11 protein-coding genes are annotated in these 14761 nt (G+C 71.8%); 1 reads left to right on the forward strand and 10 read right to left on the reverse strand.

The window, feature by feature from the left end:
* Positions 1–33: 33 nt before the first annotated feature.
* The 8 genes from murG to ACFPCV_RS22380 all read right to left on the reverse strand — a co-directional run bounded on the left by murG (position 34) and on the right by ACFPCV_RS22380 (position 9562).
* Positions 34–1134 carry an undecaprenyldiphospho-muramoylpentapeptide beta-N-acetylglucosaminyltransferase gene (gene murG / locus ACFPCV_RS22345; RefSeq protein WP_378058236.1) on the reverse strand — a complete coding sequence of 367 codons (1101 nt, stop codon included), beginning with the start codon at positions 1132–1134 and terminating at the stop codon, positions 34–36.
* Entirely contained in the window at positions 1131–2540 is a 1410-nt protein-coding gene (gene ftsW, locus ACFPCV_RS22350) for a putative lipid II flippase FtsW (protein WP_378058237.1), read from the reverse strand. Before ftsW ends, murG begins: the two co-directional genes overlap by 4 nt.
* Complete coding sequence (gene murD, locus ACFPCV_RS22355; protein ID WP_378058727.1) at positions 2537–3877, reverse strand: UDP-N-acetylmuramoyl-L-alanine--D-glutamate ligase; 1341 nt, start codon at positions 3875–3877, stop codon at positions 2537–2539. The genes ftsW and murD overlap by 4 nt, the downstream gene beginning before the upstream one ends.
* Positions 3877–4965, reverse strand: coding sequence for a phospho-N-acetylmuramoyl-pentapeptide-transferase (gene mraY / locus ACFPCV_RS22360; protein ID WP_378058238.1), 1089 nt, complete (start codon positions 4963–4965; stop codon positions 3877–3879). Before mraY ends, murD begins: the two co-directional genes overlap by 1 nt.
* Positions 4962–6422 (reverse strand): UDP-N-acetylmuramoyl-tripeptide--D-alanyl-D-alanine ligase, encoded by a 1461-nt coding sequence (locus tag ACFPCV_RS22365; RefSeq protein ID WP_378058239.1) that lies wholly within the window; start codon positions 6420–6422, stop codon positions 4962–4964. The genes mraY and ACFPCV_RS22365 overlap by 4 nt, the downstream gene beginning before the upstream one ends.
* On the reverse strand, positions 6419–7891 hold the full coding sequence (locus ACFPCV_RS22370; protein ID WP_378058728.1) for a UDP-N-acetylmuramoyl-L-alanyl-D-glutamate--2,6-diaminopimelate ligase: 1473 nt from the start codon (positions 7889–7891) through the stop codon (positions 6419–6421). Before ACFPCV_RS22370 ends, ACFPCV_RS22365 begins: the two co-directional genes overlap by 4 nt.
* A gap of 146 nt (positions 7892–8037) precedes the next feature.
* Complete coding sequence (locus ACFPCV_RS22375; protein ID WP_378058240.1) at positions 8038–8703, reverse strand: rhomboid family intramembrane serine protease; 666 nt, start codon at positions 8701–8703, stop codon at positions 8038–8040.
* A gap of 46 nt (positions 8704–8749) precedes the next feature.
* Positions 8750–9562 (reverse strand): TetR/AcrR family transcriptional regulator, encoded by an 813-nt coding sequence (locus ACFPCV_RS22380; RefSeq protein WP_378058241.1) that lies wholly within the window; start codon positions 9560–9562, stop codon positions 8750–8752.
* Between the two features lie 69 nt (positions 9563–9631).
* On the opposite strand from ACFPCV_RS22380, the gene ACFPCV_RS22385 reads away from it, so the two are divergent.
* The gene (locus tag ACFPCV_RS22385; protein WP_378058242.1) at positions 9632–11896 is read left to right on the forward strand and encodes an ATP-binding cassette domain-containing protein; all 2265 of its coding nucleotides are present in this window, start codon (positions 9632–9634) and stop codon (positions 11894–11896) included.
* 77 nt (positions 11897–11973) lie between these two features.
* On the opposite strand, the gene ACFPCV_RS22390 is transcribed toward ACFPCV_RS22385, so the two are convergent.
* Both ACFPCV_RS22390 and ACFPCV_RS22395 read right to left on the reverse strand, forming a co-directional pair.
* Entirely contained in the window at positions 11974–13530 is a 1557-nt protein-coding gene (locus ACFPCV_RS22390; RefSeq protein ID WP_378058243.1) for an SWIM zinc finger family protein, read from the reverse strand.
* A 345-nt stretch (positions 13531–13875) separates the two neighbouring features.
* A complete protein-coding gene (locus ACFPCV_RS22395; protein ID WP_378058244.1) occupies positions 13876–14760 on the reverse strand; it encodes a haloalkane dehalogenase in 885 nt (294 codons plus the stop codon).
* Position 14761: the final 1 nt, after the last annotated feature.

The following is a 14761-nucleotide window of genomic DNA, read 5'->3' on the forward strand; positions in this document are numbered from 1 at the left end:
CCTGCGCTTTCTGGTTCGCTCCGCAAGCTCCGCTCACTTGCCCACCACTTCCAGCACCATGCGCGCCAGCACGTCCGCGGCCTCGCGGTGGCCCGTGCCCTGCGCGGCGGCGCTCATCTTCTTGAGCCGCAACGGGTCGGTCAGCAGCGGCACCACCGTCTCGGCGGTGCGTTCCGGCGTCAGGTCCCCGTCCCTGATCATCAGCGCGGCGCCGGCGTCGACCGACGGCTGCGCGTTGAGCGCCTGCTCGCCGTTGCCGTGCGGCAGCGGCACGTACACCGCGGGCAGCCCGACGGCCGACACCTCGGCGACGGTCATCGCGCCGCACCGGCACAGCACCGCGTCAGCGGCGGCGTACGCGAGGTCCATGCGCTCCAGGTACGGCACCGGGACGTACCGGGGCGCACCGGGAACTTGCTGCACGGCAAGGGATTTCTTGGGTCCATGGGCGTGCAGCACGCCGATGCCGCGCTGGGCGAAGATCCCCGCGCACGCCGACACCGCGTTGTTGATCGACTGCGCGCCCTGCGACCCGCCGAAGGCCAGCAGCGTCGGCGCGGTCGGGTGCAGCCCGAAGAACTGGCGGGCCTGCGCACGCAGCCGGAACCGGTCGAGCCCGACGATCGAAGCACGCAGCGGGATGCCGATGACCTCGGCGTTGGGCAGGCCGGTGTCGGGCACGGCGACGGCGACGCGGGCGGCGTAGCGGGCGCCGACCTTGTTGGCGAGACCGACGCGGGCGTTGGAGTCGTGCACGACGATCGGGGTGCGGCCCCGCGCGGCGAGGTAGGCGGGCAGTGCGACGTAGCCGCCGAACCCGACGACGACGTCGGCGCCGACCCGGTCGAGCACCTCCCGGGTCTGCTTGATCGCGGACCGGACCTTGAGCGGCAGCTTCAGCAGGTCGACGTTCGGCTTGCGGGGCATCGGCACCGGCGGGATCATCTCGAGCTGGTAGCCGCGGGCCGGGATGATCTGTTTCTCCAGGCCACGCTCGGTGCCGAGCGCCACGATGCGGGCGTCCGGCCGGATCCGGCGCACCGCGTCGGCCAGGGCCAGCGCGGGCTCGATGTGCCCGGCGGTCCCTCCCCCGGCGACGACGACGCACAGTCCACGGTTGGCAGGGGTGGTCAAGAACGTCCTCCTAGTCTGCGGCGCGGGGCAGGCGGCCGGCCTCGGGCGGTGGTACGACCGACGGCACGACCGGCGGAGCCTCGCGGCGTGGCGGGTGGCCGGACCGGCTTGCGCCTGACCGGCGGCTGGTAGGGCTCCGGGGCGGGGAGCCGCATCAGCCTGCCGAATCGCCCCGGCCCCTGAGAGCGTAGTGCGGCCACTGCTTCGGGCTCATGCCGCGCACAGTTCGCGAGGACACCGAACACCAGCATGGTCGTCACCACAGAGGTGCCACCGGAGGAGATGAGGGGCAGCGTGATCCCCGTGACCGGCAGCAACCCGACCACGTAGCAGATGTTGATCGCGGCCTGGGCCACCAGCCAGACGGTCAGTGTGGCGGCCACCATCCGGATCCACGGGTCGATGTTGCGGGTGGCGACCCGCATGCCGGTGACCGCGAGCATGCCGAACAGACCGAGCACCAGCGCGCAGCCGAGGAAGCCGAGCTCCTCGCCGATGAGCGCGAAGATGAAGTCGTTGTGGACGTTGGGCAGGTAGTCCCATTTCGACTGCCCCTGCCCGATGCCCTTGCCGAACAGCCCGCCCTCCGCGAGCGCGTACAGGGCCTGGTTCGCCTGGTAGGCGGCACCGAGGTCGTCCTCGCCCCCGTTGAGGAACGACTCCACGCGTTCGAGCCGGTAGCCGCTGCCGATCGCGAGCAGGACCACGCCCGCGAGGGCGCCGAGCGCGAGCGCGCCGAACAGCCGCAGCTGGGCGCCCGCGAACCACAGCAGCGCGATGAGCACTACGCCGAGGGTGACGGTGCCGCCGAGGTCGGGCTGCAGCATGACCAGCGCGAACATGACCAGCGCGGCGGGCACGACCGGGACCAGCAGGTGCCGGTACTGGTGGAGCAGGCCGCGCTTGACCACGAGGATGTGCGCGCCCCACAGCGCGAGCGCGAGCTTGGCGAACTCGACCGGCTGCACGGACAGCGGCCCGAGCCGAAACCAGCTGCGGGTGCCGTTCAGGGTCGTGCCCAGCGGCGTGAGGACGAGCACCAGCAGCAGCACGCACGCCCACAGCGCGATCGGGCTGAACGCCCGGATCCGCCGCAGCGGCACCCGCACCCCCATCCAGAACAGGACCAGCCCGACCAGCACGAACACGACCTGCTTGCCGAACACCGTGTACGCGGAGCTGCCCTGGTTGATGGAGTTGACCGCGGACGCGGACAGCACCATCACCAGACCGATGACGATCAGCAGCACGCAGATGGCGAGCAGCAGGTGGAACGAGGCGAGCGGCCGGCCAAGCCATGCGGTGAGCGCGGTGCGGATGGCGGCGAGGCGGCCGGTGCGCTCCTTGCGCTCGGCCCTGCCCTCGGACTCGCTGGTGGTGTTCTTCGACTCCTCCAGTGCCGTCATCCGCGCTCCGCCAGCACGTCACGCACGGCGTCGGCGAAGGCCGTGCCGCGGTGCGCGTAGCTGGCGAAGAGGTCGTGCGACTTGGCGGCGGGCGCGAGCAGCACCACATCGCCCGGGCAGGCCATCGCGTTCGCCACGCGCACCGCAGTGAGCATGGGCTCATCGTCTCGTGAAGGCACGCGATGGACCGGCACATCCGGCGCGTGTCGCGCGAGTGCGGCCGCGAACACGTCCTTGTCGGCGCCGACCAGGACCACCCCGCGCAGCCGGTGCGCCGCCTCGGCCACCAGGTCGGCTACCTGCGCGCCGTGCAGGAGACCGCCCGCCACCCACACGACCGAGTCGAACGCGCCGAGCGAGCCGTGCGCGGCGTGGGTGTTGGTGGCCTTCGAGTCGTTGACGTACCGGACGCCGTCGCGCTCGGCGACCAGCTCGACCCGGTGCGCCGGCGGCCGGAACGAGTCGAGCCCGGCCCGCACGGCCTCGGCCGAGACCCCGTACGCCCTGGCCAGCGCGGCCGCGGCGAGCGCGTTGGCGACGTTGTGCGGTCCGACCGGCCGGACCTCGGCGACCGGCGCGAGCAGCAGGTCACCGTGCACGAGCCAGCCGTCGGCCACCCCGAACTGGCCGGCGGCGGGGGTGCCGGTCGTGAAGCTCACCCGTTGCGGCGCGGCCGCCGCGAGCCGTTCGGTCTCGACGTCGTCGGCGTTGTAGACCGCGAGCCCCGCGCCGTCGTAGACCTTGCCCTTGGCGCCGACGTAGGCGGCCATCGTGCCGTGCCATTCGAGGTGGTCCTCGGCGATGTTGAGCACGGCGGCGGCGTGCGCGCGCACGGACGACTGCCAGTGCAGCTGGTAGCTGGACAGCTCGACCGCGAGCACGTCGTAGCCGCCGAGGACCGCGTCGACCACCGGCAGTCCGATGTTGCCGCAGGCCACCGCCTTGGCGCCGGACGCGAGCAGCATCGACTCGAGCATGCCGACGGTGGTGGTCTTGCCGTCGGTGCCGGTGACCGCGAGCCAGGCAGGCGGGTGCGCGCGGGTCGCGCCCAACCGCCAGGCCAGCTCGACCTCGCCGATCACCTCGACGCCCGCCTCGGCGGCGGCCACGAGCAGCGGCGCGGTCGGCGGCCAGCCGGGGCTGGTGACGACCAGGCCGGTGCCATCGGGCGGGGCGGTGAGCCCGGCCGCGGTGGTGACCCCGGCCGGCAGGCCGGTCAGCCGGTCTGGCGCCGCGTCGGTGACGGTGACGTGCGCGCCGTCGGCGAGCAGCGCCGCGGCCACCGACTGCCCGGTGACACCGGCGCCCGCGACCAGAACCCGTTCACCGGCGAACATCAGTTGCCGCCGCCGCCCAGCCACTCCGAGTAGAAGAGGCCGAGCCCGAACATCGCGCAGATTCCGGCCAGCAGCCAGAACCTGATGATCACCGTGGTTTCCGCCCACCCGGCAAGCTCGAAGTGATGATGGAAGGGCGCCATGCGGAACAGTCGTCGTCTCGACGTGCGGAAGACCGCGATCTGCAGGACCACCGACAGCATCTCGACCACGAACAGGCCACCGACGATGACCATGAGCAGCTCGGTGCGGGTCGTGATGGACAGGCCGGCGACCAGGCCGCCGAGCGCCAGCGAGCCGGTGTCGCCCATGAAGATCTTCGCCGGTGCCGCGTTCCACCACAGGAAGCCGATGCAGGCACCCATGGCCGCGGCGGCCACGACGGCCAGGTCGAGCGGGTCGCGCACGTCGTAGCAGGCGACGGACGGCTCCGGGGACTCGCAGTTGTAGCGGAACTGCCAGAACGTGATGACCACGTAGGTGCCGAACACCATCGCGGACGCGCCGCCCGCGAGCCCGTCGAGACCGTCGGTGAAGTTCACCGCGTTGGACCAGCCCGACACCAGCAGGTAGCAGAAGACGACGAACCCGATGGTGCCGAACGAGATGATCGTGAGGTCGCGGACGAACGACAGCTGGATCGACGCCGGCGTGAACCCGGCCTCGTCGGCGAAGTTCACCGCGAGGATCGCGAACACCACGGCCACGACGAGCTGGCCGGTCATCTTCGCGGTCTTGTTCAGGCCGAGGTTGCGCTGCTTGCGGATCTTGATGAAGTCGTCGAGGAAGCCGACGAGGCCGAGGCCGACGGTGAGGAACAGCACCAGCAGCCCGGACGCGGTCGGGGCCTCGCTGTCCTCGGAGACGAGCGAGGTCAGCAGGTGGGCGGCGAAGTAGCCGACCACCATGGCGACCAGGATCGCGACACCGCCCATGGTCGGGGTGCCGCGCTTGGACTTGTGCCCCTGCGGTCCCTCCTCGCGGATCTCCTGCCCGAAGCCCTGCCGGGAGAACACCCGGATGAGGTAGGGCGTGAACATGATCGAGACGATGAGGGCGATCGCGGCGGCGATCAGGATGCCGATCACGCGCGGCTCCCCAGCAGCGCGTCGGCGATCCGCCACAGTCGCCGCGCGTTGGCGGCCTTGACCAGCACGACGTCGCCCGCACGCAGCTCGGCGCGCAGCAGGTCGACCGCGGCGTCAACATCGGACACCAGGACAGGCTCCTCTCCACACGAACCGGCAAGGCTCGCACCTCGGTGCATGGGCTGTGCTGCCGCGCCGACCACGACCAGCCGGTGAACGGCCAGGCTCGCGGCGAGGCGGCCGATCTCCTCGTGGACGCGGTCGTGTTCGGCGCCCAGCTCCGCGAGCGGGCCGAGCACGGCCCACGCGCGTCCGTTCCCGGACCTGCTGATGGTCACCAGCGTCTTCAGTGCCTCGCGGGTGGCCTCCGGGCTCGCGTTGTACGCGTCGTTGACGACCGTGACGCCGTCGTCGGTGGTCTCGACCGCCATCCGGCGCGCGGACACGGCCCGCGCCGTGCTCAGGCCGGTGGCCACGTCGGCGAGCGGCATCCCCGCGGCGAGCGCGACCGCGGCCGCGGCCAGCGCGTTCGCGACCTGGTGCGCGCCGTGCAGGCGCAGATCGACCCGCGCCGCGCCTGCCTCGGTGACGAGCGTGAACGACGGGCGGGCCCGCGCGTCCAGCTCGACCTCGGTCCCGCGCACGTCGGCGTGCTCGGCGAGACCGAACGTCAGCACCCGCGCCTTCGTGCGGCCCGCCATCGCGGAGACGTACGGGTCGTCGGCGTTGAGGACCGCGACCCCGTCCTCGGGCAGCGCCTCGACCAGCTCGCCCTTGGCCTGCGCGATGGCCTCCTGGGAGCCGAACTCGTCGACGTGCGAGGTGCCGACGTTCAGCACCGCGCCGATCCTCGGTGGCGCCACGTCGCACAGGGCGGCGATGTGGCCCGCCCCTCTGGCGGACAGTTCGAGCACGAGGTGCCTGGTGTGCTCGTCGGCACGCAGCACGGTCCACGGGTGGCCGATCTCGTTGTTGAACGAGCCGGGCGGGGCGACCGTGGCGCCCCGGGCCGCGAGCAGTGCCGCGATGAGGTCCTTGGTGGAGGTCTTGCCCGCGGACCCGGTGACACCGACGGTCAGCATGCCCGCCGCGGTGAGCCTGCGCGCGACCTCGCGGGCCAGGGCGGCGAGCCCGGCGAGCACGGCCGCGCCGCTGCCGTCGGTGTCCCCGGCCAGTGCGTACACCCGCGACGGCCCGTCGACCGCGACCGGCGGCACGACCACCGCGGGCGCGTCGACCTCGCGTGCGGCGAGCACCGCGACGGCGCCTGCTTCGACCGCCCGCGCGGCGAAGTCGTGGCCGTCGACCCGCGCGCCCGGCACCGCGACGAACAGGCCGCCGGGGCCGACCGCGCGCGAGTCGAACTCGACGGTGCCGGTGACGGTCTCGTCACCCGTTGCCCGGTGCAACCGGCCGCCGGTCACCTCGGCCACTTCCTTGAGCGTCAGAGCGATCACGTGTTCTTCTCCAGCCGCTCCCAGATGGCGGCCCGCAGCTCGTCGTGGTCGGAGAACGGGTGCACCACCCCATCGATCTCCTGTCCGGTCTCGTGGCCCTTGCCCGCGATGACGACGACGTCGCCCGGCTGCGCGCGGTTCACCGCTTCGCCGATCGCGGCACGCCGGTCACCGATGTCCAGCACCTCGCCACGCTCCCCGGGCGGCACCGCCTCGGCGCCCGCGAGGGTCGCGGCACGGATCGCGGCGGGGTCCTCGGTGCGCGGGTTGTCGTCGGTGACTATCAGCAGGTCACCTCGGCGGGCGGCGGCCTCACCCATCATGGGGCGCTTCTCCGCGTCACGGTCGCCGCCGCAGCCGAGCACCACGATCACGCGGCCGTCGGTGCGGGCCCGCATGGCGTCGAGGGCCTGCGCGACCGCGGCCGGCTTGTGCGCGTAGTCGACGACGGCGGTGAAGTCCTGGCCCAGCGCGACCCGCTCCATCCGGCCCGGCACCTCGACCGCGCCGAGCCCGGCCGCGATGTCCGTCGGCGCCACCCCGGTCGCATGCAGGCAGGCGGCGGCGACCAGCGCGTTCGCGACGTTGAACTTGCCGGGCATCGGCAGCGTGACCGGCAGCGTGAGCCCGTCGGGCCCGTGCACGGTGAACGTCTGCTCACCGGCGTAGGACGTGGTCAGGCCGGTCGCGGTCCAGTCACCGGCACCCTGCGTCGACACGGTCACCGTGTGCGGGGTGACGAGGCGCTTGCCCCACTCGCCGTCCACGCACACCACCTCCGTGGTGGACCGGCCGTCGAACAGCAGTGCCTTGGCCTGGAAGTAGTCCTCCATGTCGGAGTGGAAGTCCAGGTGGTCGCGGGACAGGTTGGTGAACGCGCCGACCGTGAACCGGGTGCCGCTGGCCCTGCCGAGCGCGAGCGCGTGGCTGGAGACCTCCATCGGCACGTGCGTGACGCCGCGCTCCACCATCACCGCGAACAACGCCTGCAGGTCGGGGGCCTCCGGCGTGGTGAACGCGCTGGCCAGCCGCTCCCCCGCGATGCGGGTCTCGACGGTGCCGACCAGGCCGGTCCTCATGCCCGCGGCCCGCAGCCCCGCGTCGATCATGTACGTGGTGGTGGTCTTGCCGGAGGTGCCGGTGACGCCGAGGACCGCGAGGTGCAGCGACGGTTCGCCGTAGATCCACGCGGCGACCGACCCGAGCACCTGGCGCGGGTCGTCGTGCACGATGACGGGGATGTCCTTGCGCGCGGCGCGCCGCGCGCCCTCCTCGTCGGTGAGCACGGCCACCGCACCGGCCCGCACGGCTTCCGCCGCGAAGTCGGCGCCGTGCACGCGGGCGCCGGGCAGCGCGGCGAACAGGTCGCCGGGCAGCACGTGCTGTGCACGGAGCGTGGCTCCGGTGACCTGCACGTCGGCGGCCTTGTCCGTGGGGAGGACGCGCGCGTCCGCCCGCGCCACCAACATGGTGAGCGGTACTGGTTCGATCCTGGCAGGGCGAGGCGGTGCCGTGACGGCCTTGCCAACGAGCTTGGCGGGCACGTCGCGGAAGGTTACCTGCGCACGGAGGGCGATCAAGGACACCCTGGTGCGGACGGCCGCGTCACGTTGGGCTAGACGGCTGGCGGCAACCCAGGAAGCGGGCCGCCGGGCGGGTCCGCAACCGGTTTCCTCCTCGGCAGGCGCAAGAACAACGCGGCGGCCATGCCACCCACCAGCCCGGCGACGTGTCCCTGCCACGACACGCCCTCGCGCCCGAAGCCCACCGAGTTCCACATCGCGTAGCCGTAGGCCAGCGCCACCCCGATCGAGATGACGACGTCGGCCGGCCTGCGGTCGACGAACCCGCGCAGCAGCAGGTAACCGAAGTAGCCGAACACCACCCCGCTCGCACCGACCGTGACACTGTCGGCGGGCGAGAACAGCCACACCCCGAACCCGCCGATGACGATCACGACCAACGTCATCATCAGGAACCGCTTCGGGTTCGGGATCGCCGCCATGATGCCGAGGCTGAACAGCGGCAGCGCGTTGCCCGCGAGGTGGTCGAGGTTGCCGTGCAGGAACGGCGAGGTGACGATGTCGAGCAGGCTGCTCACCTGCCGGGGCAGGATCCCGCCGGACTGGGCGAGCGAGTAGCCGGTGCTCGCGTTGATCAGCTGCACGACCCAGAGCAGCGCGAGGAACGCCACCATGAGCGACGCGGCCCGCCCGATCGGGCTGCCGAGCGCTCCTTCCTCGTCCGGTGTCGGTGTCGGCGTACTCGGCAGAGTGCTCACGATCCGAGTATTCGGCACACCGCCGTCCACCGAAACCCCGGAGCGATCACAGTTCGTCTCCCGGCCACGCCGGGGCGTTACCCGGCGGTCCTTTCTCCATGCCGTCCAGCAGTGTGGTCAGGCCGGTCCGGAAGGTTTCGGTCGCTGCCTGTTCCTGGTACGGCACGGTCTCGTCGGTGAGGGCGAACCCGCCCGCTCGTGCGAGCTTCGCGACCGACGGGAAGCGCTGGTCGAAGTCCGGGGCCATCTCGGTGAGCAGCGCGGACCGGGCGTACCACCAGTCCTCGTCGGACGTGCCCGTCGCGGCCGAGGCCGCCCTTGCCTCGGCGACGACCTGCGCCACGGCGCGGACGAACTGGAACAGCGCACCGGTGACCTGCCGCAGCCGCGCCGGGTCCAGACCGGACTCGAACAGGATCCGCACGACCTCGTCCAGCACCACGTACTCGTTGGGTCCCAGCACCGGCCGTGCCTGTGACACCCGCAGCACCCACGGGTGGCGCAGGTAGAACGCCCACATGTCCTCGGCCCACGCGGTGAGCGCCGGGCGCCAGCCATCGTCGAGCGGGTAGGTGCGGTGGGCCTCGGCGAGCACCGTGTCGTACATCAGGTCGACCAGTTCGGCCTTGCTGGGCACATAGGTGTACAGGGCCATGCCGGTGCGGCCGAGGCGCTCACCGACCGCACGCATCGACAGCGCCGCCATGCCGTGCTCGTCGGCGAGCTCGATGGCCGCGGCGACGATCGCCTCGACGGTCAGCCCCTGTTTCGGACCCGGCCTCGGTTCGTCCTTCCGCCGGGCGCGCCACAGGAGCGCCATCGAGCGGCGCGCGTCGCCCTGGCCGGCGAACACCACCACGTTGCAACTCCTTACATCATAAAGTACCGTTGCCGGACATCACTTTACACCATAAAGAAAGGGGTTGCGGTGCGCGACCCGGCCGACAGCCACGACCTGATCGAGGTGCGGGGCGCCAGGGAGAACAACCTGGCGGACATCTCGCTGGACATCCCCAAGCGCAGGCTGACCGTGTTCACCGGGGTGTCCGGCTCCGGCAAGTCGTCGCTGGTGTTCGGCACCATCGCGGCCGAGTCGCAGCGGCTGATCAACGAGACGTACTCGGCGTTCCTGCAGTCGTTCATGCCCGCGCTCGGCAGGCCGGATGTGGACCAGCTGCGCAACCTGTCCGCGGCGATCGTGGTCGACCAGGAGCGGATGGGCGCCAACTCCCGGTCCACCGTCGGCACCGCGACGGACGCGCACACGATGCTGCGGATCGTGTTCTCGCGGCTCGGCGAGCCCTACGTCGGCCCGTCCACGGCGTTCAGCTTCAACCTGCCGGACGGCATGTGCCAGCGCTGCGAGGGCATCGGCAAGGTCAACTCCATCGACGTCGACCAGCTCGTCGACCGGGAGCTGTCGCTGAAGGAGGGCGCCATCACGGTGCCGAACTTCGCGGTCGACTCGTGGTACTGGCAGTCCCTCGCGCACTCCGGGTTCGTCGACCCGGACAAGAAGCTGAAGGACTACACGGAGCAGGAATGGGCGGACTTCCTGCACAAGCCGGCCACGAAGATGAAGTACGGCACCATGAACACGAACTACGAGGGCCTGGTCGTGAAGGTGCAGCGGCTCTACCTGTCCAAGGACAAGGAGGCCGTGCAACCGCACATCCGCGCGTTCATCGACCGGGCGGTGACCTTCAGCCAGTGCCCGTCGTGCGCCGGTGCCCGGCTGAACGAGGCGGCACTGTCGGCACGGATCGCGGGCAGGAACATCGCCGACTGCTGTGCCATGCAGATCTCGGACCTGGCGGAGTTCGTCCGCGGCCTCGACGCCCCGTCCGCCGCCCCACTGCTGCGGACCCTGAGCGAGACGCTCGACTCGCTCGTCGAGATCGGGCTGGGCTACCTGTCGCTGAACCGCGAGTCGGGCACGCTGTCCGGCGGCGAGGCGCAGCGCGTGAAGATGGTGCGGCACCTGGGTTCCAGCCTCACCGACGTCACCTACGTGTTCGACGAGCCGACCGTAGGCCTGCACCCGCACGACATCCAGCGCATGAACGACCTGCTGCTCCGGTTGCGGGACAAGGGGAACACGGTGCTCGTGGTGGAGCACAAGCCGGAGACGATCGAGATCGCCGACCACGTCGTCGACCTCGGGCCCGGCGCGGGCCCGGCGGGCGGCGAGGTCTGCTACACCGGCGACGTGGCCGGCCTGCGCGCGTCGGGCACCCTCACGGGCCGCCACCTGGACCACCGGGTGACGCTGCGCACGCGGGTGCGGCAGCCGGCCGGCCACCTGCCGATCCGCGGCGCGTCACTGCACAACCTGCGCGACGTGAGCGTGGACGTCCCGCTCGGGGTGCTGACGGTGGTGACCGGGGTGGCCGGTTCCGGGAAGTCGTCACTGATCCACGGTTCACTGTCCACACGCGACGACGTGTCGGTGGTGGACCAGTCGGCCATCCGCGGCTCCCGCCGGTCGAACCCGGCGACGTACACCGGCCTGCTCGACCCGATCCGCGCGGCGTTCGCCAAGGCCAACGGCGTGAAGGCGGCACTGTTCAGTGCCAACTCGCAAGGCGCGTGCCCGAACTGCAAGGGCATCGGGCTGGTCTACACGGACCTGGCGATGATGGCGGGCGTCGCGTCGGTGTGCGAGCAGTGCGATGGCAGGCGCTACACCGCGGAGGTGCTCCGGTACACGTTGCGGGGCAGGAACATCAGCGAGGTGCTGGCGATGTCGGTCGCACAGGCACGGGAGTTCTTCCCGACCGGCAACGCGGGCGCGATCCTGAACCGGCTGAACGACGTCGGCCTCGGCTACCTCGGCCTCGGGCAGCCACTCACCACGCTGTCCGGCGGCGAACGCCAGCGGGTGAAGCTGGCGATCCGCATGTCGGAAGGCGCCGGGACCTACGTGCTCGACGAACCGACGACCGGCCTGCACCTCGCCGACGTGGACAACCTGCTGGCGCTGCTCGACCGGTTGGTGGACAAGGGGAACACGGTCATCGTGATCGAACACCACCAGGCGGTGATGGCCCACGCGGACTGGATCGTCGACCTCGGCCCCGGCGCGGGCCACGACGGCGGCTGGGTGGTCTTCGAGGGCACCCCGGCGGCACTGGTCCGTGCTGGGACCTCGCTGACGGCACAGCACCTGAAGCGGTACCTGGAGCGGCCATGAACGGCGTTCGACGCGACGGGTGGGTCGTGAGTGCGGCGGAGCGGGTGGCGGGCGACCGCTTCGTGGCCGACGAGAGCTCAGAACCCGGCCCGGCGTAACTCGTCCAGCAACGCGGGCCGCCGGACGTGCGCCGTCCTCAGCGACGCGACGAACCCGGAAACCGACTCCCCGCACCGTTGTGCACACGCGGCCAGTTCCTTCAACAGGACACCGGCCTCGCGGTAGCACTCCCGCCCGCCCCGCGAAAGGCACTCCGTGACCAGCGCCCGGTACGCGGCCAGCACCTCGGCCGGATGTGTCTCCGCTCGCAGCCGCACGACCTCCACCCCGGCGCAGTCGTGCTTCACCGCGGCGAGCCACGCCTCCTCGACGTCCCCGTCGTCCAGCAACGCCCCCACCAGCTCGTCCGGCGGCAACACGTCCAGCGCCCACGGCCGCAGCCCCGACCACACCTTCGCCGCCACCGCCGTCTCCCGCAGGCGGCCGTAGCAGACCCGGGTCCGCGCCGAACGCAGCTCGGCCTTCCGCAGCTCGACCGCGTCGTCGCCGCGCTGCCCATCCAGGTAGGACTCGACGAGCAGCTCGGTCAGCGACAGGTCCCTGGTCTCCGCGACCCCGCGCTCCGCCCACCGGATCGCCTCCCCGAGACGGCCGGCGTGGCGCAGCACCGACACGATCTCCCGGTACGCCCGCACCGAGGGCAGCCCGTCGGCGAGCACGTCCACCATGGTGTCGACGTCGCCGGACGTCCTCGCCAGCTGCTCACGCATCGCACGCAGCACCGTGTGGTCCTCGTCGTCGTCCAGCGCGTGCCACGCCTCGTCCACCAGCGCGCGGTACGCGGCCATGCCCGCCTCGCCTAGCGGCTCCGCGAAGTCGCCGATGTCGATCGTGGGCCACGTCGGCCAGTCCCTGCGCAGCTGGAACAGCCACCCCGCGAGCTTCGCCGGGTTGGGCCGGGCCACCGCACACGCCCGCGCGTACAGCTTCACCGCGCGCCTGCACACCCCGGCGACCGCGTCGGCCGGGTCGTCGACCGCGCCCATCGCCTCGACCAGCAACTCGACGGCGTGCCGGGCGAGCGGCCGGGCCTCGGCGGCGTGGCCCGCGTCGACCAGGGCGCGAACCGTGTCGATCACGTCCTTCGCCCGGGTGGCGTAGTCGCCGTCCGAGAAGCCGCGCACCCGCAGCGCGGTGTCGAGCTGTCTGCGCAGTACCGCCACCTGCGGCGCGCCCGTGCTGCCCGCACGCAGCGCGAGCTGCCGGTACAACCCCGGGTCCCGCTGCGCCTGCGCCAGCACCAGCTCCACCAGCTCGCGCTGGTCCAGCGACCGCAGGTAGGCCCCGAGGTCGGCGTCCGGGCCCGGTGCGCCGTCGGCCAGCAGGACCAGCCCGACCGCCACGCAGTGCTTGCAGAAGTTGCCCTCGATCCCGAACGGGCAGCCGCACTCACCGGCGAGCGCGTCGTGCTCCCTGCCGAGCCACACCTCGTAGACGTCCTTGCCCCGCACCGCGGCCCGCACGCCGAGCGCGGTGGGCTGCAACTCCCCCACCGCGTCGACGTACTCCCGCCCGCGGCGGAAGGACCCGTCCCCCGCGGCGGCACGCAGATCGTCCTCGGTGAACCACAGCATTCCGCAATCCAAGCGCACACCACCGACAATTCCGGGACTGGGTCGGCCCACCATCCGTTGTGGGTTCGTCCTCGCCGGACGCGCAGGCCGCCGGGCCGGGCGCGTAGCGCCCGGGCTTCGGTGCTGTGAAAGGCGCGTTGACGGCGTGGCAATGCCCTGAAAGGCGCGTTCAGGGCGCTGAGCGCCCTGAATGGCCCATTGACGGCACCGGTTATGTCGTAAACGCACCTTTCACGGCATCGGCCCAGCCCCCGTCTCGGGCGACCGCGCGGGGGTGTGGGTGCCGTGCCTGATGACGGGGCCGTACGCCAAGCCACTTCACAAGATCTTCACGGAATCAATCGTCTAGTCCGTCATGAAGCGGGCGATCTCCTCCCCGAGTCGCTCACCGGCGTCCTCCTGCAGGAAGTGGCCCGCGCCCTCGATGACCGGGTGCTCGCGGCCGGCCGCGCCGGGGATCAGCTTCCGCAGGATCGGCGCCATCGCCCCGGTGATCGGGTCGCTGTCGCTGAACGCGCACAGGAACGGCTTCTCCCACTTCCGCAGCACCCGCCACGCCGCCAGGTTCGCCGGCGCCGCCGGGTCCTCCAGCGACACCGGCACCAGGCCCGGCATCAGCCGGGGCGCGACCTTGTACGACTCGTCCGGGAACGGCGCGTCGTAGGCGGCGCGGACCGCGTCGGACAGCGTCGTCCTGCAGCCGGACTGCACGAACCGGCCGATGTCGAGCGTCTCCGCCTTCTCCACCGCGCGCCGGAACTGCCACCACTGGTCCGGCATGCCGTGCTCGCCGGTGGGCAGGCCGGTGTTCGCGGCGACGATCCGCGCCACCCGGTCCGGGTGCTCCGCGGCGAGCCGCAACCCGATCAGCCCACCCCAGTCCTGGCCGACGACCGTGACGTCCCGCAGGTCCAGCACGTCGAACGCGAGCGAACGCACCCACTCGACGTGCGCGGCGTAGCTGTGCGTGGCCGCGGGCGGCTTGTCCGAGCGGCCGAACCCCACCAGGTCCGGGGCCACGGCACGGATCCCCGCGTCGGCGAGCACCGGCAGCACCGTGCGGTACAGGAACGACCAGCTCGGCTCGCCGTGCAGCAGCAGCGCGACCGGGCCGTCCTGCGGGCCCGCCGTCACGTACGCCATGCGCAACGTGTCGACCATCCCGTACGACGGCTCGTACGGGAAGTCCGGCAGGTCGGCGAACCGTGCATCGTCCGTGCGCAGAGTCATG

Source organism: Actinophytocola glycyrrhizae (assembly GCF_042653545.1).
Taxonomy (GTDB): domain Bacteria; phylum Actinomycetota; class Actinomycetes; order Mycobacteriales; family Pseudonocardiaceae; genus Actinophytocola; species Actinophytocola glycyrrhizae.

Bases quoted from the DNA above. Each gene is read 5' to 3' on its own strand.
- ACFPCV_RS22395 (WP_378058244.1), bottom strand. From the start codon at position 14,760: ATGACTCTGCGCACGGACGATGCACGGTTCGCCGACCTGCCGGACTTC.
- ACFPCV_RS22370 (WP_378058728.1), bottom strand. From the start codon at position 7,891: ATGTTGGTGGCGCGGGCGGACGCGCGCGTCCTCCCCACGGACAAGGCC.
- ftsW (WP_378058237.1), bottom strand. From the start codon at position 2,540: ATGACGGCACTGGAGGAGTCGAAGAACACCACCAGCGAGTCCGAGGGC.
- murD (WP_378058727.1), bottom strand. From the start codon at position 3,877: ATGTTCGCCGGTGAACGGGTTCTGGTCGCGGGCGCCGGTGTCACCGGG.
- ACFPCV_RS22390 (WP_378058243.1), bottom strand. From the start codon at position 13,530: ATGCTGTGGTTCACCGAGGACGATCTGCGTGCCGCCGCGGGGGACGGG.